Genomic DNA, 25,922 nt, shown 5'->3' on the forward strand with positions numbered 1-25,922 from the left:
GCCCGTCGACACCACCCCCGACCCCATCCGGGGCCACCACACCCTGGGGCGGGCCCCCCGCGCTACAAAACCCCCGGCCTGGGGGGGCCGGCCGGGGCGGGGCCGCCCACCGCGCTCACCCGCGACGCGCCGAGCTCAGCGCGAGTACACGCCGATCTCGTAGACCGAGTACCGGTTGTCGGTGGCCCGCTCCAGGCAGACCAGCCGGACGTACCGGGCGTCGACCGGTGCGAAGGCCCGGTTCTCCACTCCGCCCCGGCCCGCCGAAGTAGCCCACACCGTCCGCCAGTTGACGTTGTCGGCGGAGACCTCGACCCGGTAGGCGCGGGCGTACTGGTCGGCCCAGCGCAGCGCCACCCGGCCGACCTGCCGGGAGCTGCCCAGGTCGACGGCCAGCCAGGCGGTGGCGACCGTCTTGCTGGCCCAACGGCTGCCGATGTCACCGTCGTTGGCCTTGCCCGGCGGGTAGGAGACCACCACCGCGTCCTGGTAGTCGGAGGCGGTCACCCGGGCGCCGGTGGCCAGGTTGGCGAGGTTGTCCGACCGGCGGGCCGGGAATTCCACCACCTGCTGGTAGGTGGGCCGGTTCTGCCAGGCGATCCGGGGCACGGTGATCCCGCCCATCGCCCGGTGCACGATGGAGTCGGCGCAGAGCTGGTCGCCGGCGGCGCAGTACTTGTCCGCCGGGTAGACCTGGGCGGCCGGGGTGGCCGCCGCCGTCGCCAGCGTGCCGAGCAGCAGCTGCCGGCAGGCGGCGAGCGAACCGCCGCCGCAGTACGTGGCGGGCAGCGGGCCCGCCACCGGTCGGCCGAGCACCGCGCGCAGGTCCTTGTCCACGTAGGACCACCACCCGTGCTGCAATGCCGAACCCTTGTGCGGCTCGCTGCTGTTGAGGTCGGTGCCGGGACCGCCGGCGCCGTTCTGCCCGCCCGAGGGCGATTCGTTGACCGGGGCCACGGCGGCCAGCGCCCGGAACACCTCGTCACCGAGGCCGGGCTTGAACTGACCCTCCACCAGCAGCGGCCACCAGGCGTCCAGGGTCCGGATCGCGGCCGCGTCGGTGTACGCGCCCGCGCCCTTGGACGGTTCCCTGCGGTGCGACCCGGAGGCCGCCCAACCGCGCAACTGCTGCACGGTGGTGGCCAGCGCGGGGTCGGTGACCGGCGCGGAGTCGATCACCTGCAGCAGTTCGGGCAGCACCCGCTCGGCCCGCAGGTCGACGTTGGCCGCGTCCTCCATCGCCTGCACCAGCTTGCTGCGGGTCACGCCGCCCGCCGCCACCAGCGCGGCGACCCGGCGGTTGAGGAGATCGCCCCGGTGCACCGAGCCGTTGCCCCAGGGGGAGGCGAACCCGGGAGCCTGCTTGTTGTTCCAACTGACGTAGTAGTCCTGGCCGACCGACTGCGGGTGCTCGGCCGGGGGCGTGACCTGGGAGACGTTCGAGGCCGGATCCCAGCCGCGCCACTCGAACTCGGGCCGGGCCAGGATCGGTTGGTCCGGATCGGTGTTCGCGGCCCGCACCGGGTTGACCCCGGAGTTGTAGTAGGCGGCCTGGTTCGCGTCCACGTAGAGCCAGTTGAAGGTGTAGCCGATCTCCGAGGCGGCCTGCTGGAAGGTCTGCGCGGAGGTCACCGCCGAGGGGTCGTTCAACTTCTGGAAGCCGATCACCGAATCCACCTCGTGCTGGTAGGTGGAGCGCAGCGCGGTGTACGCCACCGGCCTGCCGCCGACCGTGCCGGTGTGGGTGACCAAGCCGTACGCCGAGCGCAGGGTGACCAGGTCGTAGGCGCCGGCGGCGGTGGAGTCCGCGGTGCTGGGCGCCCAGCTGTTGCGCTTGGCCAGCCGCTCGAACGGGGTGCAGACGCCGCGCAGCAGGTAGCTGCCCGAGGCGGTGGTGGGAGTGCCGCCGCCCGGCTCGCAGAGCTCGACCGCGAAGGTGTCGGTGATGTCCTGGTTGGCCGAGGTGGCGCTCCAGGAGTAGTCCAGGCCGCGCCCGAGCTGGACGTAGAAGCTCAGACCGGGGAAGGAGGCGCCGCGCGAGCGCAGCCCGGGTCCGTCCAGCTCCTGGACCAGCAGGATCTCCGGCGCGAAGTACCCGGTCTGCGGCCCGTAGACGGCCACCGGGTGCCCGGAGGCGGTGTGCGCGCCGGAGACCACCAAGGCGTTGGACATACCCTTCCGCGCGGTGATCAGGTCGGCCGGCAGCACGCCTTCGGCCGCCGTCGGCGCTGCGCCGGCGCCCGTACCGGTGCCGTTCTGGGCGTGCTGGTAGCCGTGCACCGAGCCGCCGTCCGGGGTCGCCACGCCGACCGGGTTCGCGGGTGAAGTGCCGTACGGGAAGCTGGTGTTGTGGACGGTGGTGGTCGCCTCGGGGTCGTTCTGCGCCCGCCAGGCGGTGTATGCGGCGGCCCCGGCCGTGCTGCCCAGCCGCTGCTGGAAGGCCAGCTCGGCGAGCGCGTTCTCCACCTCGCCGCCACCGCCACTGCCGAAGATGGCCCCGATCACCGAGGCGATCGCCACCACGTCGGTGCCGGTGAACGGCCGGATGTCGCTGCCGTGCCCGGTGAGCACGTACTCGCCGGGGTAGTTGTTGGCGGCCAGGTCGGCGGCGATGAAGGCGTTCAGCCCGGCCACGTAGTCCTGGACGTCCTGGTACGCCTGCGCGCCGCGCGGCCCGGAGTCGCGGACCCGGTCGATCTGCCGCTGCAGGTCCGCCTCGGTGTACGGGGCCACCGCCCACAGGCTCTGCTCCAGCGCCCGGTTGCCCGCCGCGCCGCCCGCGAACGAGGACAGCTCGCCCCGGCCGATGTGCCGCAGGATGTCGATCAGCCACAGCCGGTCCTGCCCCGCTGCGTAGCCCGCGCCGAACTCGGTGCCGGAGCGGGTGGTGCCCTTGATGTGCGGGGTGCCGGTGGCCTTGTCCCGGCTGATCGTGACGTCGGCGCGCGGGGAGAGGGTGCTCTCCAGCTGGCCGGGGGCGATGCCGAAGGAGGCGTCGTTGAAGTAGTCGGAGAGCTGGTCCTCGGTCAGGCCCGAGTAGTCGTGCAGCAGGTTGTCGTAGGCGTCGATCTGGTCGGCGGAGTGCGCGGGGCGGGTGCCCACGCTCTGGTGCAGCAGGATGCCCGCCAGGGTGGCGTGCCCGTTCTGACCCGCCGTCAGGATGTCCTGGCACTGGCCGAGGCAGGGGTCGCCGGCCAGCGGCGAAGGGGCGGGAGCGGGGGCGGCGGCGAAGGCGGGGGTGGCCGCCACGGGGGCGAGCAGGACGACGGCGGACAGGGCGGCGGCGAGGACGCTGCGGAGTCCGGCCCGGCGCAGGCCGGGTCGTGCGGGGGCACGGGTCACCTGAGTCCCTTTCGGAGTGTGAGGTGGACACGCCGCGATGGCGGTGGCTGGCACGGTAGTCCCGTACCGCTACCGCCGGGTAGACCCGTGCATGCAGTGCCATGCATCCGCAACAATCAAGAACTGCAAGGGAGTTGCGATCCGGGCCCGGTGGCACCCGATGAGCCGGTCGGTCGGTTCGCCTCCACGACCCGGAGAGTCGCCCACCCATGCCGCACGACCACCGGCACCGGTCACCCGTCACGACCGTCCAGCTGAACCACACTGTCGTCCCCGGTGCGCGTGCGATACGTTTCCCGGCATGACCGATCTTGGAGCCGTCGCCTGGCCACCAGACCCGATCAGGACCGAGCGACTCGTGCTCCGCGTGTCCGAGGCCAGGGACCGTGCGGCGTTCGTCGAGCTGTTCGCCTCGCCGGAGGTGGGTACCTACCTCGGCGGCGCCCGACCGCGCGAGGAGCTCGAACGCGCGGTGCCGGAACTGCCCGGGCGGCGGCCCGGCTTCTTCGTGGTCGCCCTCGACGGAGCGATGATCGGCGCGGTCACGTTGGATCGGCGCGACCCGGAGCGCCCGGGGCACCTCCACCCGGGCGCCGAAGAGGCCGAACTCGGCTACCTGTTCCTGCCGGAGACCTGGGGACGCGGGTACGCCGCCGAGGCGTGCGCAGCGGCACTCGACTGGTTCGCGGGCGCGCTCCCCGGCGAGCCGGTGGTGCTCTGCACCCAGACCGCCAACAGCCGCTCGATGAGTCTCGCGGCCAAGCTGGGGTTCACCGAGGTCCAGCGGTTCGAGGAGTTCGGCGCCGAGCAGTGGTTCGGCGTGCGGTCCCCGGCCGCGCCGTCCGCCTGATTCCGCAGCAGGGCGGCCCGGGCCGACCGGCCACCGAGGGTGGCAGGGCGGCCCGGGAGGTCTCAGCTGGTGTACAGCGAACTGCCGCTGACGGTGCGGGTGGTGCCGTCGGCGAGGGTGATGCTGGCCATGTCGACGGAGCCGCCGCGCGAGGTGGCGCCGGGCCACCAGGCGGTCCAGCGGCCGTCCGCCACGGTGACCTGGAAGGTCCGTCCGTTGGCCTGCATGCTGATCGCCTTGACGTTGGCCCCGACCGAGCCCTGCGCGTAGTTGAACGTCTCGTCCCCGTCGCCGTGGGAGCCGCCCGTGTCGTACGTGACCGCGTCGGCCGGCACGGTCTTCGCCGGGTCGATCGCCTCCCAGAAGCCGCTGTGCTCCGAGGCGACGTAGCAGAGCATGGCGTTGCCACCACGGTTGACGATCAGTGAGGCGATCTTGCCCCGCAGGTCCGCGTTGGTGATCGTGGCGGGTGCCCCGGCGCCGGGGGCGTCGGTCATCCGGTCCAGGCACCACTTCTCGGCGGTGGCGCCCGGGCCCGTGGAAGCGGCCAGCGGCGTCGGCACGCCGGTCCAGCTGGCCAGTTCGGTGGAGCTCAGCGACCCGCTGGCGCCGCCGCCGTCCAGTCCGTACTGCGTCGAGGCGACGGCCACGGCCGCACCCACGACGAGCGCACCGGCGACGGTGACGGCCAGCCGCCGCCGAATGCGCGGCCTGGCGGGCGTGGTGGCCGGGGCCGGGGCGGCGGCCGGGGTGGGGGTGTCGAGGTCGATCTGGCGCATCAGGCGCTCCCGGTGTAGGGCGTGGCGTCCTGCGGGGAGGTCGCGCTCGGCCGGCACGGGCAGCTGCCCGAGCAGTTCCGCGCGCTCGACCGGCTCCGGCCGCTGTCCGGCGTTCACTGGTGTACCTCCTTCGGGGACGGGGCCGCGGGCGCGGTCCCACCCTTGATCTGGTTCCGGCCACGAGCGGGTTCCACTTTTTCCCGCTGCGCCCGACGCTGCGCCGTCTCGGCGAGCCGGTGCAACCGGGTCCGGGCCCGGGACAGGCGTGAGCGCACGGTGCCCACCGGTACGCCCAGGGCCTCGGCGGCCTCCTGGTAGTCCAGCCCCGCCCACACGCACAGGGCCAGCACCTCACGGTCCGGGCGGCGCAACCGCGCCAACGCCTGCTGCAGTACCGCGATTTGGGACGCGTCGTCGATCCGCCCGGCCAGCTCCTGGGCGAAGTCGGGGACCTCCTCACGCGGTGTCGGGAGCTGCGCCAGCACCTGCCAGTACCGCCGGGCGGCCCGGCGCTGGTTGCTGACCAGCTTGGTGGCGATGCCCAGCAGCCAGGGCCGCAGCGACCCGCCCTCCGCCTCGACCCGGTCGTGCCGGCGCCAGCCCTCCAGGAACGTCAACGACATCACGTCCTCCGCCGTCGACCAGTCCCCGGTCAGCCGGAACACGTGGTTGTACACCGCGCGCGCATGCGTGTCGAAGAGCAGGCCGAACGCGTCCCGGTCTCCGGCCCGCACCCGCGCGCGCACATCTCGATCTGAAGATTCCACGTCCTCTATCTGGTACCCCGTCCGGCCGAGTTCCTATGACCTGGGTCACACGTGACCGGGCCGGCCCAGGCCGTCGGGGTCCCGACCGGGGTGGGTGACGGCGCCCCGGTCTGTCGGAGCACGGTCGTACGGTGTGCGGATGACTCAGCATGTGATCGCGCGACGCTCCTTGGCGGCCGTGGCCCTGGACGTCGAGCAGGCGGCGACCGAGTACGACAACGCCCGTGCCTGGCTGCTCCGGGCGGAGGCGGCGGACGCGACGGGCCTGGCAGACGTGGCGACGAGTGGGCCGTTGGCAGCGGAAGTCTGGTTGTACGACCAGGAGTTGGAGCGCGTGCTGCTCATCGGGCATCGTCGGCGCGGATGGGTCTGCCCCGGCGGGCAGGTCGAAGCCGAGGAGACACCCCGTGAGGCGGCGGCTCGCGAACTGCTCGAAGAGACCGGGGTCAGTGCGCACCTCCTCGCCGTGCCGGCGGCCGTGACCGTTCGTTCGTACGGTCCCGGCCTGGCGGCGACCCTGGGGGTGTCCTTCGTCGCAGTCGTCGACCGGGCGACACCCCTGGCCCCGGAGCCCGGTCAACCGGCGGCCTGGCTGCGCCTGGACGAGCAGTGGCAGGGGTACTTTCCCGAGGACCGGCTCAGGATGACGCGGCATGCCGGGTGGATCGCGGCCCGCCGGTCCTACTGATCCGGTCCACAGGCTCTGCCGGTCACCGCCGAGGGGCGGAGTCCGACCGGGAACGGGCCACGGGCGCTGTGCATCGCGGCTCGGGCCCGTGCCGCGCCCCTGCGGGCAGCCGTCGCGCCGTTGCCGACGGCGGCCACCCGTCCGCCGAGGCCCGCACAGGCCCGGCAGATGCCGCGCTGTGGCACCGGGTCATGGCACCTGTCGCACTCGGCGTACCGGGCCGCCGGGCGCTGCGCCGCAGTGCGGGGCGGTGGCATCTTGCGTTCCAGGCGGCTGCGCAGCACGGCCACGGGGGAGTGCACCGTGGCCGGCAGGCCGTCCAGCAGGGCGCGGGCCAACTCGCCTGCGGTGGCGCCACGTTCCAGCCAGTCGGTCACCAAGGGCGCCAGGGCCAGGGCCTCGGTCCCACCCAGCCACAGTCGGGGCTCCGGGCGGACTGCCCGGAGGAGAGTGTCCGCCGCCACGCGTGCCGCTTCGTCGGGGACATCGGCTGACTGTTCGTCGGCTCGCCGGCCGGGGAGGGAGGGTGCTTTCCCGTCGTCCTGTACAGAAGGTGCGTCTGTACGGCCGGTGTCCGGCCCACCGGCGCCCGGGCGGGCGACACCCGGTGGCGTGCGCTGCGGGGTGTCGAAGACGTGGGCCTCCGAGCGGACGGTGCCGTTGGGGAGGCGGACGGTGTCGACCCGGTAGTACCCGGCCGCCGTGAGCTCCCTCAACGCCCGGCGGACGGTGCCCCGCCCCTGGGGGCTGGAGTCGGCCATCTGGCGACCGTCCTCACGTCGGCCGTCCGGCCGGGAGAGCAGGTCGACCAGCAGGCCACGGGCGGTGTAGCTGAGTCGGCGGTCCTGGAGGAGGACGTTGGGAAGCACGGTGAAGTTGCGCGCGTGGGCGCTACGATAAACCCGCATCGGGAATCTCTCTCCTGCTGCCGGACCCCGGGGTGTTGGCGCACCGCCGGGGTCACCTGTCTCTGTTTTGACCACGGAACGTAGCACGCCCGGCAGTTGGGACGGTCGGTTCTCCGAACAACGCCGAACCGTGGCCCAACTCGACCGTTCGTGCAGTGAATTGACCGGTGACCCCGAAAGTTCGTTCAGCGGGTGCGGCGCAGGTGGTAGGCGCGGGTGACCACGGCGAGCAGTGGCCCCCAGGCCAGGATCGGGAGGTAGCAGATCCACAGCGCCCAGGCGCCCGGTCCGCTGGTCCGGCGTCCGGGTGGCTTCGACGGCTGCACGCGCCGAGGACGTGCGTGCGTCCTACTCCTCCGGTTCCCAGGCGCGGAGCAGGTCGAGCAGTGCTGCGTCTCCGTCAACGTGCAAGGAGTCGGCCGGGATACGGTCGTACAAGTAGATGACCAACTCACTGGCCGTGCCATGGACGGAGGCGCCGGCTGGGTCCGAGTCCTCGCCGGTCGCGGCCGTGGGTGCGGGGATGCGGGTGGAGCGTGCGCCGTCGCCGTCGACCGTGAGGCGCCAGGAGCGGCCCTCGGCGGCGTGGAGGTCGAAGGTCGTGGGCTTGTGCGGCCAGGCGCTGGGCGACGCGACGCAGGTGAACAGGAACTCCTCGACACCGTCGAGGGCCACCTCGGTCGGCAGCGGCTGCGTGGTGCCTGCGGCGAGCCGGGCGTCGTACGTGTGCACCGCGCTCTCCTGGACCCGGTGTCGGGCGACTCCGCCGGAGGTCCGCGGAGTCTGCAGGTCGCTCCACCACGTCCAGCAGCCGGCGTCCGGTCCTGTCTCGCGCAGGGCGCTCAGCAGGAGCTGGGTCGACGCGGCCAGCCAGGCCAGCAGGGCCTCACGCTCCCGCGGTACTTCCAGAGCGGCGCGCGTAGCGGCGGCCTCGGCCGGGGGAGCGTCGGCAGGACCCGCACCGACGATGGCGGCCCAGAAACGGTCTCCCCCACCCAGGTGCTTCGCCAGATCGAACAGCGTCCACTCGGGGCAGGTCGGCACCTGGGCGTCGAGACTGGGCGCGTCGGCGACCGCAGCGCGGAACGCGGCCGACCGGTCGTCGATCAGGCGCAGCAGGTCAGGGAACTCAAGATTCTTTTCCACGCCGGATGTCTACCACCGTGCTCCGGTGATCGGACAGCGATTTTCACAGTCGCCACCGGCTGGTGCCGAGCACTCCGGTGCGCAACCCCCGCGCCCTTGCCGACGGACCGTCAGGCCCTGACCGCCACCCTGAGTCGCCAAGCAACTCTGACGCAGGACGGCGTGCACCCCGGCCCGGCCGAGCGTCGACTCCTGGCGGTTCGGGAGGAGGCGGACCCGTTCATCCGCTTGGGCCGGTGTGACCTTCCCGCGAGTGATCCCGCCCGCTTCGAGCGCAGGTGCGTACTCGACGGTCCGGAGCAGTCCCGGAGTTCCGAGCCGGCGGTGCTCGGTGCGATGCCGGATCGTGAGCAGGTCCGGTGACGGCATCGTCGTCTCTGACCGAAGACGCCTGCGCGGCAGTGGTACAACTCGCGCACCGGATGCGGATCGTGACGTGTGCCAGGTGTGCGCCGGGCGGCTCCTGCTGCCGCCGGCCTGGGCCGCCGGCAGCCGCGGCAGCCCCTGCCACCACCGGGACAGCAGGTCTCCGCTGCGAGGTGGCACAGCTTCCTGCGCACGCACACGGCCGCGATCCCTGGGCGGTCATCGACCGGGGTGCCCGAGGCTGCGTCCGCCGGCGGCGCCGTCTCGGCGGGACCGGTGTCCGCGTGCACCGAGGGACTGGGCCGGCCGGAAGGGCGCACAGGGACTGTGCCGGAAGGGGTTGCGAGCGCCGGTGGTGCCCGCCCGCGCCGTGCTCCCGCACACGCTCGCCCGTGGGGGTGACAGGCGCCGTCGGCACTGCCTCGGCTGCGCCGGGTGGCTAGATTGAGAGCATGACCACCACCCGAAACGGGAACTCCAAGCCGAAGAATCTCACCTGCGACCGCTGCAAAGCGTCCGTGCAGGCCGTGCACGTGGGCACGGTCCAGCGCGAGGGGGAGCAGCAGGACCGTTGGGCTGCCGGACCGTGCACCAATCCGCAGTGCTCCCGTGCTCAGGAAGCCCGCCGCCGCGAGTGACCTGAGTGGACGTCGGCACCCTTTTCCACCAGGCTCCGGACATCGGCCCCGGGTTCGGTGGGCCGGACCTTCGGGAGCGGGCATTCCTCCAGCGGTTCCCGGATCGCGGCCGGGAAGACCGTCGAAGACGCTCTCCGTCGGTTCGAAAGGCGCGCCGGAGCCAGGCGTCCGCGCCCTGCCTGCCGACGAACCTGTACGAAGGCGCCACGGTCAACCTGTCGCAGGGCCAGTTGAGTTGACTGCCCGACGGAGGAGCATCAAGGCGCTCGCAGTCCGGTCACCACAACGCGGGTGTACGTCATGGCCGAGCAGAGCCCGCGCCGAACCCTCCCGCAGCCATCAGCCTGGACACCCGGCTGACCGCACACCCGCAGCAGTCCTCAGCCACCCGCCAGGCGGCCTCGATCGCCGTCTGTCGGGTGGCGCGGAGCCGGGCTCCGGGTGATCTTGAGGCCATGGCACTTCGCGCGCAGCCCCGTCCGCCCCGCGGCCTCGCCCCCGAAGGTCCCCCCGCCGCCGACCGGGGCGGGAGTCGTCGGGCGGCCCGCGTCCGGCACCTCGCGCCGAACTGGTACGCCTCGGTGATGGGCACCGCCATCGTCGCCAACGCCGGAGCGGCCCTGCCGGTGCGCTTCCCCGGCCTGCGCACCGCCTGCACGGTGGTGTGGGCCCTGTCGGCGCTCATGCTGCTCGTCCTGCTCGTCGCCCGCGCGGCCCACTGGACCTACCACCGCGACCAGGGGCGGGCCCACCTCCTCGACCCGGCCGTGGCGCCGTTCTACGGCTGCCTCTCGATGGCCCTCCTGGCGGTGGGCGGGGGCACGGTCCTGGTCGGCTCGGACTGGATCGGCATCGACGCGGCGATCGCCGTGGACGCCGTCCTCTTCACCGCGGGCACCGCCGTCGGGCTGCTCGCCGCCCTCGCGATCCCGTACCTGATGGCCGTACGCCACGACCTCACCCCCGCGAGCGCCTCCCCCGTCTGGCTGCTGCCCGTGGTCGCACCCATGGTCTCCGCTGCGCTCGGACCACTGCTGATCCCGCACCTGCCCGCCGGCCAGTGGCAAGAAGGGATGCTGCTCGGCTGCTACGCGATGTTCGGGCTGAGCCTGCTGGCGACACTGGTGATGCTTCCCGTCATCCTCGCCCGGCTGCTGACCGGTCCCCGGCTTCCGCTCGCCCTCACCCCGACCCTCTTCCTGGTGCTGGGACCGCTCGGCCAGTCGACGACCGCCGCCAACAAGTTCGCCGACGCCGCACCGCACGTGGTCCCGGCACCCTACGTCCAAGGCTTCGCGGCGTTCGCGGTGCTCTACGGCGTTCCGGTGATGGGCTTCGCCATGGCCTGGCTCGCACTCGCGACAGCAGCGGTGCTCCGCGCCCGGCGCCAGGGCATGGGCTTCGCCATGACGTGGTGGGCCTTCACCTTCCCCGTCGGCACCTGCGTCACCGGCGCCGAGGGCCTGGCCCAGCACACCGGCCTCCAGCTCTACGACTGGCTCGCCGTCGGGCTGTACGTCCTCCTGGCCGCCGCCTGGCTGACAGCCGCCGCCCACACGGCGCGCGGACTGCTCAACGGCACCCTGCTACCCCCCTGAGTCGGCCCGGGCCGACCACGTCCCCCCACAGGGCGCGCGCGGCCTCGGCATCCGGCGCGAGCACGAACCGGCCCACCGACTCCAGGGCGCGATCGGGACTGCGGAGCCGGTCCGCAGCGGCCTGAGAAGTGCGGCCCCTGCGGCCGGCCGTCCCGAGGGCTCCTGCGGCCTGAACCCGCTGCGGTTCACGCGGCGGCAGACGGCTTGCCCATGAGGTCGCAGGGCAGGCTGCCGGGGCCGTAGGCGGCGAGGTAGTCCTCGGTGTCGTCGTCCTTGGTGTTGTCGATGGCGGTCGGCTGGATGGCGATCATGCCGTCGTAGGGCCGGTCGATGTCGTGGATGATCAGCAGGGAACCGGTGAGCAGGCCCGCCAGGACCAGCAGCAGCACGATCTCCGCCCCTCTCCTCTTGCGGGGCAGGCAGAAGGCGAGAGCGGCGAGCGTCACGGCGACGCTGATGAGCATGAACCAGCTGAATGCCGGGGGAACCGCCGGAGTCGCCTCCGCGATCCGGTTCTGGCGTGCCTCGGACCGGTCCTGGTCCGCCTGCACCAGGATCCCGAACACCGCGTCGTTGGGGTCCATCTCCTTGAAGTGGCGCCGGATGTCCGTGGTCCACACGCTGGGTGCCGACGATCCCTCACCCCGCACCATCGCGGGCCACTCCACCGCGTGCACCGCACGGGTGTAGCAGACCACGTCCGCCTGAATGGCCTTGCGCTGGGCGGCAGGCGCGTACTCGGCGACCTCGAAGAGATGGTCCACCACCCCGGCCTCGGTACGTGCCGCCTTCTCCGCGCTGCCGAAGGACTCCGAGGCCATGACCAGGACAAAGGCCAGGACCAGCACCGCCAGGGTCAGGAGCGGTTCGAGCAGATCACTGGCGCCGACTCCTTCCGCGTCGGCACCCATCAGACGCGCACGCAGGAACCTGTTGGCCAGGAATCCGGCCGCCACCGCCACCGCTACGACGAGCAACGCGATCAGCATGGCCGCCTCCCGGCCACCCCGGCCCAACCCTCCGGCCTTCGTCGGGGAAGTCTGCGGCGGGCGGGCTCAACGCCCAGCTCGTGGCTGGTCCCGCAGTTCGCGTCCGGGCAGAGGATGACTTCGTTCATTGCCGCCTCCTCGGGGTCAGCAGGTGCCCCCTCAGGCAAGTTGCAGCCTGCGCACCAGTGTTGGGGTCATTCGGCCCGACGGCAATTCAGGACCGCCCGGGCCGGTCGACGCCGGGTGACCCGTCGACGGCCCCGGTCCGCGACCCGCATCTGCACCAACAAGCCGTCAACAACCGGGATTCAGCGGCGATGTGCGCTGCTCGCCAACGGCGGCAGGGGAGCTCGCGATGCCGTCATCCCACCAGCACAGAAGCCCGCCAGGCGCAGCTCGCGGCCCAGTCATGCGCCGCCATTCGGGTGCTGACGGAGCGTCACGAAATGTGTGGGCCGCACATGCGCTCCCGCGTACACCCCCCCCGCGTGGGCGGCCCCGAGCGATCCACCGCGCACCGGGGGAGAATGTCATCGCAGGAAGCCACCAGGCAACGTCGAACTCGCAATGGTGGAGGTGGTTGTGCCGATGTCCATACCTGGCCCACCGTCACCCGGGCCGGCTGCCGACAGCGGTTCGGAGCCCGTCCGTTCCCCGCTTCCAGCCTCGGCCACAGCGGTGACGCACCGTCATCGGCTGCCAGGACGCGGGCTGCTGCGGAAGGTTGTGCGCTCACGCCGGCTCGGGGACCGGGACCGTCTCACCGCGGTGGGCGGACTACCCGCACTGTCCCTGGACGCCCTCACCTCGGTCGCCTACGGACCGGAGGCAGCGGTGGTCGCCCTGGCCGTGGCCGGCAGCAGTGCGATGGGCGCGATGCTGCCGCTGAACATCACCGTCGCCCTCCTGCTCGCCACGCTGGTCCTGTCCTACCGTCAGGTGATCGCCGCGCACCCCGAGGGCGGCGGCTCCTACGCCGTCGCCAAGCGGCAGTTCGGCCCTCGGACCAGCCGCCTGGCCGCAGCCGGCCTGGTGGTCGACTACGTCCTGACCGCAGCGGTCAGTCTGGCCACCGGAGCGGCCAGTCTGGCCTCCGCCTTCCCGGCGCTCACCGGCCACCTGCTGCTCACCGCCACGGGAGCACTCGTCCTGCTCACCGCCGTCAACCTGCGCGGACTCGCCGACAGCGCCCGGCTGCTCATGCCGCTCACCGTGCTCTTCATCGCCCTCGTCCTGGCCGTGATCGCCCTCGGCGTGGCCCACCCGGCGCCGGCCGCCGAAGCCGGCGGTCGGCCCACCGTCGCCACCACCCAAGGGCTGGGCCTGGTGCTCCTGCTCAAGGCGTTCGCCTCCGGCTGCACCGCCATCAGCGGTGTCGAAGCGATCGCCAACGGCGTCCCCGCATTCCGCGAGCCGCGCGTGCGCACCGCCCAGCGCACCCAACTGCTCCTCGGCGCCCTGCTCACCGTCATGCTGATCGGCATCGGCTACCTGCTCGCCCGCGACCGCATCGTCCCCCGCGCCGACGTCACCGTCCTCGCCCAGCTCACCGCGCACTCGCTGGGCACCGGGTGGCCCTACTACGCCGCCAACCTCACCGTCGCGCTGCTCCTGGCCGCCGCCGCCAACACCAGCTTCGGCGCCCTGCCGCTGCTGCTCTCCCTGCTCGCCAAGGACAACCAGCTGCCCCACGTCTTCGCGCTGCGCTCCGCCCGCCCCGTGCACCGCGTCGGTGTGCTGGCACTCGCCGCGCTGACCGCACTGCTGCTGGCCGCCACGGGCGCGGTCACCGACCGGCTGATCCCGCTGTTCGCCCTCGGCATCTTCATCGGCTTCACGATCAGCCAGCTCGGCATGGTGCGGCACTGGCTGCGCACCCGGCCCCCGCGCTGGCGGCGGCTGGCCGCGCTCAACGCGACCGGCTGCACCCTGACCCTGACGGCCACCGCCGTCCTGGTGGTGTTCAAGTTCACCGCAGGCGCCTGGGCGGTCGTCGTGGTCGTCCCGCTGCTGATGCTGCTGCTCGCCAGGGTCGAGCGCTACTACGCGGCGGTGGCCCTGGCCACCGGTATCGGCCGGCTCCCACCCAGGCCGATCCCCGGGCGCGGCCTGGTGGTCGTCCCCGTCGGCGAACTGAGCACCGTCACCGCCGCCGTCCTCGCCCGCGCCCTCACCCTCGGCGGCACAGTCGTCGCCGTCACCGTCCACAGCGGCGAGAGCGCCACCACGACCCTCGCCCGCCAGTGGGAACTGTGGGCCCCCGACGTGCCGTTGGAACTGCTCCCCAGCCCCCACCACACCCTGCTCACCCCCATCGTCCAGTACATCCAGCAGGCCACCGCCGAGGGCCACCACGTCACCGTCCTCATCCCCGAGAAGCTCCCGCGCCGGCACCTGGAACGCCTGCTCCAAGGCCGCCGCTCCGCCCTCCTGGCCGCCCTCCTGCGACGTCGCACCAACGCGGTCGTCTCCACCGTGACCTACCACCTCGACCCCACCACCGCGCGCACCAAGGGCCCGGAGCCGTGAGCCCCGGTCCCCGGCAAGGCGCCCCGCCCTGCCGCCGAACGGCCGCGGAAACCCCACCGATGCACGGACAGGCAAGCCACGCCGCGCACAGACAATCGCGAGGTTCCGATGAACGTCAGAATCGCCGTCGGCCTGATCGTGGCCGTTGCACTGATCATCTTCCTGATCTTGGCAATCAAGTACCCCAACCGATTCTGACCCCACCGGTCATGGCAACCGCATCTGATCCGTAGCACGCTGACCACACGGCTGCACCGATCAGCCCTCGGAACCGCCGACCTGAGCAGTCGGGCCGCTGCGGCGAGGGGCGCCCGCTGGTGCGACCGGACGGCCCGTCAGGAAAATCCGGTAGGGGATGTCAGGAGCGGTGGATAGCCTGCGCGGATGGGTGAACTGATCGACTACGTACGGGGGGACGCCACGGCCCCGCAGGGCAAGGGCGTCAAGGTGATCGCCCACGTCTGCAACGACCTGGGCGGCTGGGGCAAGGGCTTCGTAGTCGCGCTGTCCAAGCGCTGGCCGGAGCCCGAGGCGGCGTTCCGGCGGTGGCACCGCGAGCGGGCGGGCAACGACTTCGGGCTCGGTGCGGTGCAGTTGGTGCAGGTGGAGCGGTACGTGTGGGTGGCCAACCTGGTCGGCCAGCGGGGGATCAGGACGAGTCGGTCCCAGGGCGTCCCGGTCCGCTACGAGGCGATCGACGCCGCCCTCGCCCGGCTGGCTCCGCAGGTGCGGGAGCTCGGGGCCTCCGTGCACATGCCCCGGATCGGCTGCGGCCTCGCGGGCGGGCGCTGGGACCGGGTGGAGCCGTTGGTGACGGCGCGGCTGACCGGGGCGGGGGTGCCGGTCACGGTGTACGACTTCGACTGAGCAGTGGTTCGGCGGCGGTGACCGGATCGTTCCGGATCGGGGCATGATGGTGTCTGTCGCGGAGGGACCGGCAGGCAGCAGGATCGAGGCATGAACAGCGCACTCGTCGTCATCGACGTCCAGGAATCGTTCCGGCAGCGGGAGAACTGGGCCGCCGTGTCCAACCCCGACATCGTCGGGCAGGTGAACAGGCTGGTCGACGCCACCCGGGCGGCCGGGGACCTGGTGGTGTGGGTCCTGCACTCCGAGCCGGGGACGGGTACGGTCTTCGACCCGGCGCTGGGCCACGTCCGCCTGATCGAGGGGGTGCGGGCCCCGGCCGAGGGCGAACCGGTGGTCAGCAAGACCTCCCACAACGCGTTCACCACCACGAACCTGCAGCAGCAGCTCACCGAGCGGGGCGTCCGGGAGGTGGTGATCAGCGGCATCCGGACCGAGCAGTGCTGCGAGACCACCGCCCGGGTCGCCTCCGACCTCGGGTACGACGTCACCTTCGTGACCGACGCGACCGCGACCCACCCCATCGAGCACCGGGACGCCCCGGCGGGCCGCAGCCTGGCCGAGATCCTGGCCGACCCGCGTACCCTGACCACCGATCAGATCATCACCCGCACCGAGTACGCCCTCGCGGGCCGGTTCGCCCGGGTGGCCACCGTGGAGGAGCTGACCGGATCGTGACGCAGGTGGTCTTCCTGCTCGTCCCGCAGCTGCATCTGCTGGACCTGGCCGGGCCCGCCCAGGTCTTCTCGACCGCGGCGGACTTCGGCTACGACTACCGGGTCAGCTACGTGGCCGAGCAGGAGGACGTGCCGACCGCGCAGGGCCTGGATCTGCGGGCCGCCACCGACTGGCCGGAGCTGGGAGCCGAGGACCTGCTGGTGGTGCCCGGTTGGCGCGCGCCCTCGCTGCGCAGCAATGGTGCGCTGCACGACGACACGCTGGCCCGGCTGACGGCGCATCACGCGGCGGGCGGGACGGTGGCCAGCATCTGCGCGGGCGCGGACGCGCTGGGCCGGGCCGGGCTGCTGGACGGGCGGCGCTGCACCACCCACCACGAGGCGCAGGACGAGCTCGCCCGCTGCTACCCCCGGGCCACCGTGGTGCGGGACGTGCTCTACGTGGTGGACGACCGGGTGGTCAGCTCGGCCGGGATCGCCAGCGGCATCGACCTCGCGCTGCACCTGGTCGCCGTCCGGCACGGCCCGGCCGCCGCCGCCAAGGTGGCCCGGGACATGGTGGTCTACGCCCGCCGCAACGGCGACGAGCAGCAGACCAGCGCGCTGCTCCGGCACCGCACCCACCTCAGCGACGCCATCCACCGGGTGCAGGATCTGATCGACAACCGGTTCACCGACCGGCTCGCGCTCGCCGACCTGGCCGCGGCCTCCGGGGTCAGCGAACGGACCCTCACCCGCCGGTTCACCGAGGCCACCGGCCTCACCCCGCTGCGCTACCAGCAGGAGCTGCGGGTCGAACGGGCCGAGCACCTGATCACCCGGGGCAGCACGGTCGAGGCCGCCGCCCGGGTGGTCGGCTTCCAGGACGCCCGGATGCTGCGCCGGCTGCGGTCCCGGGTCTGACGGGCGGTCGGGCCGCCGCCCGGAGACGCCCCGGCCGGGGGCGCGTTCGGTGACGGCCGGTCAGATCCGGAAGATCGACCCCACGAACTCCGCCAGCAGCCGCTCCTGCAACGGTGCGGGGAGCGCGTCCAGCAGCACCAGCACCGGCGCCATCCGGGTCGGCAGCCCACCGGCGCCGGTCAGCCCGGCGAAGGCCAGCACGGCGGCGACCTCCTCGGGGCCAAGGGTCGCCGGGTCCAGGGCGGCGGCCAGCTCCAGCACGCCGGGGTCGACCGAGACCGGCGGCAGGGTGCGGGCGGTCTTCAGGGCCTCCCGCAGATCGGCCAGCAGGCCGTCCACCCGGTCGACGGTGGCCGGGGTCAGGGTGAGGTGCAGGTTGGCGGGCAACTCGCCGTGGGAGAGCTGGGGTTGCAGGTACCAGCCGCGCTCGCGCAGTTCGTCGGCCAGGTGCAGCAGCAGGCTCAGGCCCGCCGGAAGGGTGAAGGAGACCAGCCCGGCGGACGGATCGCCGAGCACCTCGACGCCCTCGGTGTCGCGCAGCCCGGCCAGCAGCCGGTCGGAGGCGTCCGCCACCCCGGCGGCCAGGGCCGTGTAGCCGTCCTCGCCGACGTACTGCAGGACGGCCCAGGCCTGGGCCAGCAGTCCGGCCGACTTGGTGCCCTGGACGGTCGGGTTGACCACGGGGTAGCCGGGCCAACCCGCGTGCGCGAAGTACTGGTGGCGGCGCAGCTCGGCGTCGCGGTAGAGCACCACGGAGGCGCCCTTGTCGGCGTAGCCGTACTTGTGCAGGTCGACCGAGAGCGAGGTGACGCCGGGCACGGTCAGGTCGAAGGCGGGCACCGGGCGGCCGGCCCGGCGCAGGTACGGGAGCAGCCAGCCGCCGATGCAGGCGTCCACGTGGCAGAGCACACCGCGCTCCGCCGAGGCGGCGGCGATCTCCGCGACGGGGTCGATCACGCCGTGCGGGTAGGACGGTGCGGAGGCGACGGTCAGCACGGTGCGGTCGGTGATCGCCGCCGCGAGGGCGTCGGCGTCGGCCCGGAAGGTGACCGGGTCGACCGGGACGACGACCGTCTCCAGGCCCAGGTAGCCGGCCGCCTTGTGGAAGGCGGCGTGCGCGGTGGCGGGCAGCAGGAGCTGAGGGTCGGTCACCCCACGGGTGACCCGGGCGTGGTCGCGGGCGGTCTTCACGGCGAGCAGGATGCTCTCGGTGCCGCCACTGGTGAAGGTGCCCTGGGTGCCCGGTGCGCCGAGCAGCGCGGCCGCCGCGCCGACCAGGTCGTTCTCCAACCGGGCGACGCTCGGGAAGACGGTCATGTCCAGGCCGTTGACGGTGGCGAACTCGGCGTACGCGGCGGCGGCCAGCTCGTCCAGGCCCGGCAGCGCGGGGTCGTAGACGTAGGCGAAGGTGCGGCCGCCCCGGGTGGGGGCGTCGGCGCCGCGCAGGGCGCGCAGGTCGGCGAGCACCTCGGCGGCGGGGCGGGCGGGGTCAGGGGACACGGCGGGTCTCCTCCTCGTCGAGGGAGTAGCGGTGCAGCAGCCAGAGGCTCAGCGCGGTCAGGACGGCGGGCAGCAGGCTCATGCCGACGGTGATGCCGGTGAGCGCGGAGCCGGGCTGCGCCACCCGGTGACCGGCGTCCGAGGAGCGGAAACCGCTGACCGCCAGCACCGCGGCGAAGGCGCCCGCACCGAGGGCGAAGCCGAGCGTCTCGGCGGCGGTCCACAGGCCGGTGAAGGTGCCCGCCCTGGTCCGGCCGGTGCGGTGGTGGTCGGCGGCCAGCGTGTCGGCGAGCATGGTCAGCGGCAGCAACTGGAGCCCCGCGTAGGCGATGCCGACCAGCGCGACGGCGGTGTACCCGAGCCAGTGTCCGGCCACCGGGGTCAGCGCGAGCGCGAGGGCCGCCAGCAGGAACAGTGAACTGGCGTACCACTGCGCGTACTTGACGCCCCGGCGGGCCGCCAGGCGGTTCCACAGCGGCATCACCAGCACCAGCGGGCCGATCATGCAGGCGAACAGCGGGGTGACGGCCGCCGCCGACCCCAGGGTGTAGGTGGCGAAGTACTGCACGCCCGCCAGCATCACCCCGACCGCGAGGGCCTGGAGGGTCCACATCCCGGCCAGGTTCAGGAACGCCGGGTTGTCCCGGGCGGTCGCCACCTGGGCCCGCAGGGACGGCTCGGAGTCGTTGCGGGCGACCGCCGGGGCGTGCCGGGTGAAGTGCCAGGCGCCGAACATCCCGACCGCGAGCAGGACGGCCACCGCCAGGCCCATCAGCCGGTAGCTCGCCGGGGTGTCGCCGTCGGCGTGCGCGATCGCCGGGGCCAGCGCGCCGGACAGCAGGATCGCCACCCCGAGGAAGCCGACCCGCCAGCCGAGCACCCGGGCCCGCTCGCCCTGATCCGCCGTCATCTCGGCGGGCAGCGCGACGTACGGTACCTGGAAGACCGCGTAGGCGGTGGCCGCCAGCAGGAAGAGCACCGCGACGTAGGCGGCCGCGGCCGCGCCGCGCAGCGGCGGTGCGGCGAAGATCAGCGCGAACAGCGGCGGCAGCGTGCAGGCGCCGATCAGCAGGAACGGACGGCGCGGCCCGCCGGGCAGCCGGCTGCGGTCGGAGAGCGCGCCGACCAGCGGATTGACCAGCACGTCCCAGACCTTGGGCAGGAAGACGGCGGCCCCGGCCACGGCGGCCGGCACCGCCAGCACGTCGGTCAGGTAGTAGAGCAGGATCAGCCCGGGGACGGTGCCGAAGGTGCCGGTGCCGAGCGAGCCGAGGCCGTAGCCGATCCGGACGCTGCGGGGCAGTCCGCCGGTCATCCGGTGCCGCCGGTCGGGGTGAGCGCGCGCAGCCTCGGCAGCACCTCCTCGCCCACCCGGTAGGCCTCCTCCAGATGCGGGTAGCCGGAGAGGACGAACTCCTCGATCCCCAACTCCCGGTACTCGGCCAGGCGTTCGGCGACCTCTTGGTGCGAGCCGACCAGCGCGGTGCCCGCGCCCTCGCGGACCAGGCCGATGCCGGCCCACAGGTTGGGGGAGACCTCCAGCGCGTCGGTGCCGCCCCGGTGCAGGGCGGTCATCCGGGCCTGCCCGGTGGAGTCCATCGCGGCGAACCGCTGCTGGGTGGCCAGCACGGCGGCCGGGTCCATCCGGGCCAGCATCCGGTCCGCCTCGGCCCAGGCTTCGGCGGCGGTGTCCCGGGAGATCACGTGCAGCCGCAGGCCGTAGCGCAGGGTCCGCCCGTGCGCGGCGGCCAGCTTCCGCAGCCGGGCTATTCGCTCGCCGAGCGCCACCGGTGTTTCGCCCCAGAGGAGTTGGACGTCCGCGCGGCGGGCCGCCACCGCCTCGGCGGCCGGGCTGGCACCGCCGAAGTACAGCGGCACCGGGTGCTCGACGGCGGGGTCCACCAGCGCCGCGCCGGCGAGCGAGACGTGCCGGCCGGCCCAGTCGACCGTGCCGCCGTCCAGCAGGTCGCGCAGCGCCGCCATCACCTCGTCGGTGCGCTCGTACCGCTCGTCGTGGGACAGCGTGTCCCCGTAGGCGCGCTGCTCGGCCGGGTCGCCGCCGGTGACGACGTTCAGCCGGAGCCGCCCGCCGGCGAACCGCCGGAAGGCGTCGGCCTGTTGGGCCAGCAGGGTGGGACTGGCGAAGCCGGTGCGGAAGGCCACCAGGAAGCCGATCCGGTCGGTGTGCTGGGCCACCGCCGTGGCGACGATCCAGGGGTCGACGCAGCCGAGGCCGACCGGGGCCAGCAGCGAGCTGAAACCGGCCTGTTCGGCGGCCCTGGCCACCTGGCCCAGGTAGCCGATGTCGGCCGGGCGGCGGGTGGCCGCCTCGGTGCGGCCCTGGACGGAGGTGACCCCGCCCGGGTCGCGGCCGTCGCCGCCGGTGGGGAGGAACCAGTGGAACAACACGGGCATGGGGTGTCCTCGGAAAGGTGACAGCGGGGGCGTCGGCGTCCGGTCGAACCGGACTACGGACAGGGCACCTTGGACCGACCGGCACCTGGTGGGCGGCGTCGCGGCGCCGGGGCCCGCACCTCGACGGCTTCTCGTCGGTCGCCGATGCTCCGCAGGGACTCCCTCCTCGGCACCGCCGAGGCACGCACCCCACCACCGCTCCTTCTCCCGCCCACCAGGTGCCGGTCGGTCTTGGCGGCGAGGACGCTGGGCATAGGGCAGATCATGGTGGACGGCACAGCCGCTGACAAGCCCTGGGCACGCCGCGGGCCGCCCGGGAGAATCCGGGCGGCCCGCGGCAGGTGTCGGAGGGTCAGCCGTCCAGGCGGTTCACGCCGGTGACCCGGAGGACGGCGCGGCCCTCCTCGTCGGAGCCGTACAGGTCGACCTCGGCGCTGATGCCCCAGTCCTGGTCGCCGGCCGGGTCCTCGAAGATCTGCCGGACCCGCCAGGAGCCCTCCTCCGGGTCCTCCTCGATCAGCAGCATCTTGGGACCGCGCGCGTTCGGGCCGGTGCCGAGGTCGTCGTGCTCCTCCCAGTACCCGTCCATCGCGTCCGCCCAGCGGTCGCGGTCCCAGCCGTACTCGCCGTCCAACTCGCCCAGCGTGCCGTACTGTTCGAGCGCGCAGAGCTCGACCCGGCGGAACATCTCGTTGCGCACCAGCACCCGGAAGGCGCGGGCGTTCGCGGTGACCGGGGCGGGCTTGTCGTCCAGCCGGACCTCGGTGGTCGCCGGGGAGGTGGGGTTGGCCAGCTGCTCCCACTCGTCCAGCAGGCTGGAGTCGACCTGGCGGACCAGCTCGCCGAGCCAGGCGATGACGTCCTTGAGGTCGTCGGTCTTCAGGTCGTCCGGGACGGTCTGCTCCAGCGCCTTGAACGCGCCGGCCAGGTAGCGCAGCACGATGCCCTCGGTGCGGGCCAGGTCGTAGTGGCCGACGTAGTCCGAGAAGGTCATCGCCCGCTCGTAGAGGTCGCGGACCACGGACTTGGGCGCGAGGTGGTGGTCGCCGATCCACGGGTGGGCCTGGCGGTAGACCTCGTAGGCGTGGCCGAGCAGCTCCTCGAGCGGCTTGGGGTAGGTGATGTCCTGGAGCCGCTCCATCCGCTCCTCGTACTCGATGCCGTCCCGCTTCATCTCGCCGATCGCCTCGCCGCGCGCCTTGTTCTGCTGCGAGGCGAGGATCTGGCGCGGGTCGTCGAGGGTGGCCTCGACCACCGAGACGATGTCCATCGCGTAGGAGGGGGACTCCTGGTCGATCAGCTCGAAGGCGGCCAGCGCGAAGGTGGAGAGCGGCTGGTTGAGCGCGAAGTTCTCCTGCAGGTCGACGGTGAGGCGGACGATCCGGCCCTCGGCGTCCGGCTCCGGCAGGCGCTCGACCACGCCGCCCGCGAGCAGCGAGCGGTAGATGGCGATCGCGCTGCGGATGTGCCGGCGCTGGGCCGAGCGCTCCTCGTGGTTGTCGGTCAGCAGGTGGCGCATCGCCTCGAAGGCGTTGCCGGGGCGGCCGATGACGGAGAGCAGCATGGCGTGGCTGACCTTGAACCGGGACACCAGCGGCTCCGGGTCGGCGCCGATCAGGCGCTCGAAGGTCTCCTCGGACCAGCTGACGAAGCCCTCGGGGGCCTTCTTCCGGACCACCTTGCGCTTCTTCTTCGGGTCGTCGCCGGCCTTGGCGACCATCTTGTCGTTCTCGATCACGTGCTCGGGCGCCTGGGCCACCACCTGGCCGACGGTGTCGAAGCCGGCCCGGCCGGCCCGGCCGGCGATCTGGTGGAACTCCCGGGCGCGCAGCACCCGGACCCGCTGGCCGTCGTACTTGGAGAGCGCGGTGAACAGCACGGTGCGGATCGGCACGTTGACGCCGACGCCGAGGGTGTCGGTGCCGCAGATGACCTTGAGCAGCCCGGCCTGGGCGAGGCGCTCGACCAGCCGGCGGTACTTGGGCAGCATGCCCGCGTGGTGCACGCCGATGCCGTGCCGGACGTAGCGGGAGAGGTTGCGGCCGAACTTGGTGGTGAACCGGAAGCCGCCGATCAGGTCGGCGATGGCGTCCTTCTCCGCCTTCGTGCACATGTTGATGCTCATCAGCGACTGGGCGCGCTCGACGGCTTCCTTCTGGGTGAAGTGCACCACGTAGACCGGGGCCTGACCGGTCTTCAGCAACTCCTCCAGGGTGTCGTGCAGGTTGGTGCGGCGGTACTCGTAGAACAGCGGCACCGGGCGGGTGACCGAGCGCACCACGGTGGTCGGGCGGCCGGTGCGGCGGGTCAGGTCCTCCTCGAACCGGCGGACGTCGCCGAGGGTGGCGGACATCAGCAGGAACTGCACGTGCGGGAGTTCGAGGATCGGAATCTGCCAGGCCCAGCCCCGGTCCGGCTCGGCGTAGAAGTGGAACTCGTCCATCACCACCTGGCCGACGTCGGCCCGGGCGCCGTCGCGGAGCGCGATGTTGGCGAGCACCTCGGCGGTGCAGCAGATGATCGGCGCGGTCGGGTTGACGCTGGCGTCACCCGTCATCATGCCGACCTGCTCGGTGCCGAACATCTTCACCAGGTCGAAGAACTTCTCCGAGACCAGGGCCTTGATCGGCGCGGTGTAGAAGGTGCGCTTGCCCTCGGCCAGCGCGGCGAAGTGCGCACCCGCCGCGACCAGGCTCTTCCCTGACCCGGTGGGGGTGGCGAGGATGACGTTGTTGCCCGAGACCAACTCGATCAGCGCCTCCTCCTGGGCGGGGTAGAGCGTGATGCCACGGTCCTGCGCCCACTCGGCGAAGGTCTCGTACAGGGCGTCGGGGGTAGCGGGCTTCGGCATCAGGTCCAGGAGGGTCACCGGGCCATCTTGCCTGGTTGGGAACGTCACGGGCAAAGCTCGGGCGCGCACGGCCGGGCCGCACCGCCGCGCACTCGCGCGGGTGACTTCGCAGGGTGCCCGGCATATCACCCTGGGTAGCGGGGACACTGTCGTGGACCGTCCACGAACGAGTTGGGCGGACGACGGAAGGACATCCATGCGCAAGCGACTCCTGGGGGTGGGTCTGGCCGCGGCCGGCCTCGCCGCCCTGCTGGCCGGCCCGGCCCAGGCCGACGACACCACCAGTGTCTCGGTGACCGGCTCCCCGGGCGGAGTGGAGGCCCACTGTCCGGAGGGCACGCACCTCACCGACTGGAAGGTCACCAACGGCGACGGCAGCCCGCTCGGTCCGGACCAGCGGGTCCGCTGGACCAACGCCGGCGACGAGGGCGTCGGTGCCTGGATCGCTCCGTACGACGGCTCCCCGCCGCCGCCGGAGTCCATCACCCTGACGGTCTTCTGCACCTGCTGACGGCCCCTCGGGCCGGGCGGGCGGAGCCGGTGGCCGGGTGGCTCCGCCCGCGCAGCGGTGTGGTCAGCCGAGGGTCCACCGCTGGGCCGCGCTGCCGTTGCAGGTCCACAGCTGGAGCCGGGTGCCGTCGGCGGCGGAGCCGTTCGGGGAGTCCAGGCACTTGCCGGAGCTGGGGTTCAGGAAGTCGTGGCCGGAGCGGTACGTCCACTGCTGGGCGCCGGTGCCGTTGCAGGTGTAGAGCTGGATGACGGCGCCGTCGTTGTGCGAGGCGCCGTCCACGTCCAGGCACTTGCCGAGGGCCCGGACGGTGCCGTCGGTGCCGACCGTCCACTGCTGGGCCGCGCCGCCGGTGCAGTTGTGCAGCTGGATCGGGGTGCGGTCGACGCTGGAGGCGCCGGCCACGTCGACGCACATGCCGCCCGGGCCGGTGATCCGGCCGGTGTACGGCAGACCGGAGCTGCCGCCCCAGGTGGTGGTGTGCACGTAGTCGACGGTCATGGTCTGCGGGTAGGTCGACGAACCGTCGGGGCTGCCCGGCCAGTCGCCGCCGACCGCCAGGTTGAGGATGACGAAGAACGGGTGGTCGAACACCCAGCGGTTGCCGCCCAGGTCGGCCGGCGTCCGGGTCTGGTAGGCGTGGCCGTCCACCGACCAGGTGATCGCGGAGGGGCTCCAGTCCACCGCGAAGGTGTGGAAGGCGTCCGCGAAGGACTGCCCCGCCGGCAGGCTGTACGGGGCACCGATGCCGCCCGCCCCCGAGTAGCCGGGGCCGTGGATGGTGCCGTGCACGGTGCCCGGCTCGCGGCCGATGTTCTCCATCACGTCGATCTCGCCGCTGGTGGGCCAGCCCGCCGTGCCGAGGTCGTTGCCGAGCATCCAGAAGGCGGGCCAGATGCCCTGGCCGCGCGGGATCTTGATGCGGGACTCGAAGTGCCCGTACGCCTGGGTGAAGGTGCGGGCGGTGTTCAGCCGGGCCGAGGTGTACTGGCAGGTGCCGTACCAGCAGGCCAGGCCGCCGTCGGTGTTGCGCCTGGCGGTGATGACCAGGTTGCCCTGGCCGTCCAGCGCGGCGTTCTGCGCCCCCGGCGTGTAGTACTGGAGCTCGTGGTTGCCGTTGCCCGAACCGCCGGTCTCCACCGTCCACTTGGTGGGGTCGACGGCCGAGCCGGCCGGTCCGTCGAAGTCGTCGTTCCAGCTCTGCGCGGCGACCGGGGCGGTGCCGTCGGGCCCGGTGGCGGCGCCGGGGGCGGTCGGCGCGAGCAGGGCGGCCGCCAGCAGGCCGGCGCCGAGCAGGGAGAGCAGTCCGCCGAGGGGTCGGCGGCGTGGGCGGGGTGCAGCAGGCATGGGGGAACCACCCTTGACTTGTGGGGGAGGAAGGGGAGGACCGTGCTGAGAGCGCTCTCCAGGAAATCCTACGGACGCCGTTCAAGTCATGGCAACGTCAATGCGCGGACTTCTTCCGCCGGACGGGAAAAGGGGCCTGACGGAGGCTCAGCGCGAGTGCCCGCGTTCGAGTCGTGAAGGCGGACGTGAGCGCTCTCCGTCCGGGGAGAGAAGTTCCGCTTCCCGGCGCGTGACGCGGGCCGGCGGGGGGCATT

Annotated in this window: 22 protein-coding genes; 9 read left to right on the forward strand and 13 right to left on the reverse strand. The window is 72.9% G+C overall.

Features of this window, described 5'->3' with window-relative positions:
• Nucleotides 1-135: 135 nt before the first annotated feature.
• Entirely contained in the window at nucleotides 136-3,342 is a 3,207-nt protein-coding gene (locus ACIRPK_RS27850) for a penicillin acylase family protein (RefSeq protein ID WP_403043094.1), read from the reverse strand.
• 301 nt (nucleotides 3,343-3,643) lie between these two features.
• Here ACIRPK_RS27850 and ACIRPK_RS27855 point away from each other — a divergent pair, with 301 nt between their 5' ends.
• Nucleotides 3,644-4,192: a GNAT family N-acetyltransferase gene (locus ACIRPK_RS27855; RefSeq protein WP_403043097.1), complete on the forward strand. Its 549-nt coding sequence runs from the start codon at nucleotides 3,644-3,646 to the stop codon at nucleotides 4,190-4,192.
• Nucleotides 4,193-4,254: 62 nt separating this feature from the next.
• Here ACIRPK_RS27855 and ACIRPK_RS27860 read toward each other — a convergent pair whose 3' ends face one another.
• Both ACIRPK_RS27860 and ACIRPK_RS27865 read right to left on the reverse strand, forming a co-directional pair.
• Nucleotides 4,255-5,088, reverse strand: a complete 834-nt coding sequence (locus tag ACIRPK_RS27860) for a hypothetical protein (RefSeq protein ID WP_403043099.1) — start codon at nucleotides 5,086-5,088, stop codon at nucleotides 4,255-4,257.
• Nucleotides 5,085-5,717, reverse strand: coding sequence for an RNA polymerase sigma factor (locus ACIRPK_RS27865; protein ID WP_403043102.1), 633 nt, complete (start codon nucleotides 5,715-5,717; stop codon nucleotides 5,085-5,087). The genes ACIRPK_RS27860 and ACIRPK_RS27865 overlap by 4 nt, the downstream gene beginning before the upstream one ends.
• A gap of 160 nt (nucleotides 5,718-5,877) precedes the next feature.
• Here ACIRPK_RS27865 and ACIRPK_RS27870 point away from each other — a divergent pair, with 160 nt between their 5' ends.
• Complete coding sequence (locus tag ACIRPK_RS27870; protein ID WP_403043105.1) at nucleotides 5,878-6,426, forward strand: NUDIX domain-containing protein; 549 nt, start codon at nucleotides 5,878-5,880, stop codon at nucleotides 6,424-6,426.
• On the opposite strand, the gene ACIRPK_RS27875 is transcribed toward ACIRPK_RS27870, so the two are convergent.
• From ACIRPK_RS27875 to ACIRPK_RS27890, 4 genes are all read right to left on the reverse strand, one after another.
• Nucleotides 6,420-7,334 carry a hypothetical protein gene (locus ACIRPK_RS27875; RefSeq protein WP_403043108.1) on the reverse strand — a complete coding sequence of 305 codons (915 nt, stop codon included), beginning with the start codon at nucleotides 7,332-7,334 and terminating at the stop codon, nucleotides 6,420-6,422. The genes ACIRPK_RS27870 and ACIRPK_RS27875 overlap by 7 nt on opposite strands.
• A gap of 185 nt (nucleotides 7,335-7,519) precedes the next feature.
• Nucleotides 7,520-7,660 (reverse strand): hypothetical protein, encoded by a 141-nt coding sequence (locus ACIRPK_RS27880; RefSeq protein ID WP_403043111.1) that lies wholly within the window; start codon nucleotides 7,658-7,660, stop codon nucleotides 7,520-7,522.
• A 22-nt stretch (nucleotides 7,661-7,682) separates the two neighbouring features.
• The gene (locus ACIRPK_RS27885) at nucleotides 7,683-8,480 is read right to left on the reverse strand and encodes a maleylpyruvate isomerase family mycothiol-dependent enzyme (RefSeq protein WP_403043113.1); all 798 of its coding nucleotides are present in this window, start codon (nucleotides 8,478-8,480) and stop codon (nucleotides 7,683-7,685) included.
• A 9-nt stretch (nucleotides 8,481-8,489) separates the two neighbouring features.
• Nucleotides 8,490-8,849, reverse strand: a complete 360-nt coding sequence (locus tag ACIRPK_RS27890) for a Scr1 family TA system antitoxin-like transcriptional regulator (RefSeq protein WP_403043116.1) — start codon at nucleotides 8,847-8,849, stop codon at nucleotides 8,490-8,492.
• A gap of 449 nt (nucleotides 8,850-9,298) precedes the next feature.
• Between ACIRPK_RS27890 and ACIRPK_RS27895 the strand changes: the two genes are divergently transcribed.
• Together ACIRPK_RS27895 and ACIRPK_RS27900 are read left to right on the forward strand one after the other, a co-directional pair.
• A complete protein-coding gene (locus ACIRPK_RS27895; protein ID WP_403043119.1) occupies nucleotides 9,299-9,484 on the forward strand; it encodes a hypothetical protein in 186 nt (61 codons plus the stop codon).
• A 455-nt stretch (nucleotides 9,485-9,939) separates the two neighbouring features.
• Nucleotides 9,940-11,082, forward strand: coding sequence for a TDT family transporter (locus ACIRPK_RS27900; protein WP_403043122.1), 1,143 nt, complete (start codon nucleotides 9,940-9,942; stop codon nucleotides 11,080-11,082).
• A 185-nt stretch (nucleotides 11,083-11,267) separates the two neighbouring features.
• On the opposite strand, the gene ACIRPK_RS27905 is transcribed toward ACIRPK_RS27900, so the two are convergent.
• Nucleotides 11,268-12,071: a hypothetical protein gene (locus tag ACIRPK_RS27905; protein WP_403043125.1), complete on the reverse strand. Its 804-nt coding sequence runs from the start codon at nucleotides 12,069-12,071 to the stop codon at nucleotides 11,268-11,270.
• A 768-nt stretch (nucleotides 12,072-12,839) separates the two neighbouring features.
• Here ACIRPK_RS27905 and ACIRPK_RS27910 point away from each other — a divergent pair.
• The 4 genes from ACIRPK_RS27910 to ACIRPK_RS27925 all read left to right on the forward strand — a co-directional run bounded on the left by ACIRPK_RS27910 (nucleotide 12,840) and on the right by ACIRPK_RS27925 (nucleotide 17,047).
• Nucleotides 12,840-14,600 carry an APC family permease gene (locus ACIRPK_RS27910; RefSeq protein ID WP_403043127.1) on the forward strand — a complete coding sequence of 587 codons (1,761 nt, stop codon included), beginning with the start codon at nucleotides 12,840-12,842 and terminating at the stop codon, nucleotides 14,598-14,600.
• A gap of 384 nt (nucleotides 14,601-14,984) precedes the next feature.
• Complete coding sequence (locus tag ACIRPK_RS27915) at nucleotides 14,985-15,467, forward strand: macro domain-containing protein (RefSeq protein ID WP_403043129.1); 483 nt, start codon at nucleotides 14,985-14,987, stop codon at nucleotides 15,465-15,467.
• A 90-nt stretch (nucleotides 15,468-15,557) separates the two neighbouring features.
• Nucleotides 15,558-16,145: a cysteine hydrolase family protein gene (locus ACIRPK_RS27920; RefSeq protein WP_403043131.1), complete on the forward strand. Its 588-nt coding sequence runs from the start codon at nucleotides 15,558-15,560 to the stop codon at nucleotides 16,143-16,145.
• Nucleotides 16,142-17,047, forward strand: a complete 906-nt coding sequence (locus ACIRPK_RS27925; protein ID WP_403043134.1) for a GlxA family transcriptional regulator — start codon at nucleotides 16,142-16,144, stop codon at nucleotides 17,045-17,047. Before ACIRPK_RS27920 ends, ACIRPK_RS27925 begins: the two co-directional genes overlap by 4 nt.
• Nucleotides 17,048-17,107: 60 nt before the next feature.
• On the opposite strand, the gene ACIRPK_RS27930 is transcribed toward ACIRPK_RS27925, so the two are convergent.
• The 4 genes from ACIRPK_RS27930 to ACIRPK_RS27945 form a co-directional block, all read right to left on the reverse strand.
• Complete coding sequence (locus ACIRPK_RS27930) at nucleotides 17,108-18,547, reverse strand: pyridoxal phosphate-dependent decarboxylase family protein (RefSeq protein ID WP_403043137.1); 1,440 nt, start codon at nucleotides 18,545-18,547, stop codon at nucleotides 17,108-17,110.
• Entirely contained in the window at nucleotides 18,537-19,862 is a 1,326-nt protein-coding gene (locus tag ACIRPK_RS27935; RefSeq protein WP_403043139.1) for an MFS transporter, read from the reverse strand. Before ACIRPK_RS27935 ends, ACIRPK_RS27930 begins: the two co-directional genes overlap by 11 nt.
• Nucleotides 19,859-20,962 (reverse strand): LLM class flavin-dependent oxidoreductase, encoded by a 1,104-nt coding sequence (locus ACIRPK_RS27940; RefSeq protein ID WP_403043142.1) that lies wholly within the window; start codon nucleotides 20,960-20,962, stop codon nucleotides 19,859-19,861. Before ACIRPK_RS27940 ends, ACIRPK_RS27935 begins: the two co-directional genes overlap by 4 nt.
• A gap of 352 nt (nucleotides 20,963-21,314) precedes the next feature.
• Complete coding sequence (locus ACIRPK_RS27945; protein WP_403043287.1) at nucleotides 21,315-23,813, reverse strand: DEAD/DEAH box helicase; 2,499 nt, start codon at nucleotides 23,811-23,813, stop codon at nucleotides 21,315-21,317.
• Nucleotides 23,814-24,009: 196 nt separating this feature from the next.
• Here ACIRPK_RS27945 and ACIRPK_RS27950 point away from each other — a divergent pair, with 196 nt between their 5' ends.
• Nucleotides 24,010-24,324, forward strand: a complete 315-nt coding sequence (locus ACIRPK_RS27950; protein WP_403043144.1) for a hypothetical protein — start codon at nucleotides 24,010-24,012, stop codon at nucleotides 24,322-24,324.
• Nucleotides 24,325-24,387: 63 nt separating this feature from the next.
• On the opposite strand, the gene ACIRPK_RS27955 is transcribed toward ACIRPK_RS27950, so the two are convergent.
• Nucleotides 24,388-25,668: a ricin-type beta-trefoil lectin domain protein gene (locus ACIRPK_RS27955; RefSeq protein ID WP_403043147.1), complete on the reverse strand. Its 1,281-nt coding sequence runs from the start codon at nucleotides 25,666-25,668 to the stop codon at nucleotides 24,388-24,390.
• Between the last annotated feature and the right edge of the window lie 254 nt (nucleotides 25,669-25,922).

The organism is Kitasatospora sp. NPDC101801 (assembly GCF_044766665.1).
In the GTDB taxonomy this organism is placed as follows: Bacteria; Actinomycetota; Actinomycetes; order Streptomycetales; family Streptomycetaceae; genus Kitasatospora.

Excerpts from the sequence above, each read along its gene's own strand:
- ACIRPK_RS27895 (WP_403043119.1), top strand. The coding sequence starts at position 9,299 with ATGACCACCACCCGAAACGGGAACTCCAAGCCGAAGAATCTCACCTGC.
- ACIRPK_RS27890 (WP_403043116.1), bottom strand. The coding sequence starts at position 8,849 with ATGCCGTCACCGGACCTGCTCACGATCCGGCATCGCACCGAGCACCGC.
- ACIRPK_RS27870 (WP_403043105.1), top strand. The coding sequence starts at position 5,878 with ATGACTCAGCATGTGATCGCGCGACGCTCCTTGGCGGCCGTGGCCCTG.
- ACIRPK_RS27915 (WP_403043129.1), top strand. The coding sequence starts at position 14,985 with ATGGGTGAACTGATCGACTACGTACGGGGGGACGCCACGGCCCCGCAG.
- ACIRPK_RS27875 (WP_403043108.1), bottom strand. The coding sequence starts at position 7,334 with ATGCGGGTTTATCGTAGCGCCCACGCGCGCAACTTCACCGTGCTTCCC.
- ACIRPK_RS27855 (WP_403043097.1), top strand. The coding sequence starts at position 3,644 with ATGACCGATCTTGGAGCCGTCGCCTGGCCACCAGACCCGATCAGGACC.
- ACIRPK_RS27940 (WP_403043142.1), bottom strand. The coding sequence starts at position 20,962 with ATGCCCGTGTTGTTCCACTGGTTCCTCCCCACCGGCGGCGACGGCCGC.
- ACIRPK_RS27955 (WP_403043147.1), bottom strand. The coding sequence starts at position 25,668 with ATGCCTGCTGCACCCCGCCCACGCCGCCGACCCCTCGGCGGACTGCTC.
- ACIRPK_RS27950 (WP_403043144.1), top strand. The coding sequence starts at position 24,010 with ATGCGCAAGCGACTCCTGGGGGTGGGTCTGGCCGCGGCCGGCCTCGCC.
- ACIRPK_RS27905 (WP_403043125.1), bottom strand. The coding sequence starts at position 12,071 with ATGCTGATCGCGTTGCTCGTCGTAGCGGTGGCGGTGGCGGCCGGATTC.
- ACIRPK_RS27945 (WP_403043287.1), bottom strand. The coding sequence starts at position 23,813 with ATGCCGAAGCCCGCTACCCCCGACGCCCTGTACGAGACCTTCGCCGAG.
- ACIRPK_RS27935 (WP_403043139.1), bottom strand. The coding sequence starts at position 19,862 with ATGACCGGCGGACTGCCCCGCAGCGTCCGGATCGGCTACGGCCTCGGC.
- ACIRPK_RS27920 (WP_403043131.1), top strand. The coding sequence starts at position 15,558 with ATGAACAGCGCACTCGTCGTCATCGACGTCCAGGAATCGTTCCGGCAG.
- ACIRPK_RS27900 (WP_403043122.1), top strand. The coding sequence starts at position 9,940 with ATGGCACTTCGCGCGCAGCCCCGTCCGCCCCGCGGCCTCGCCCCCGAA.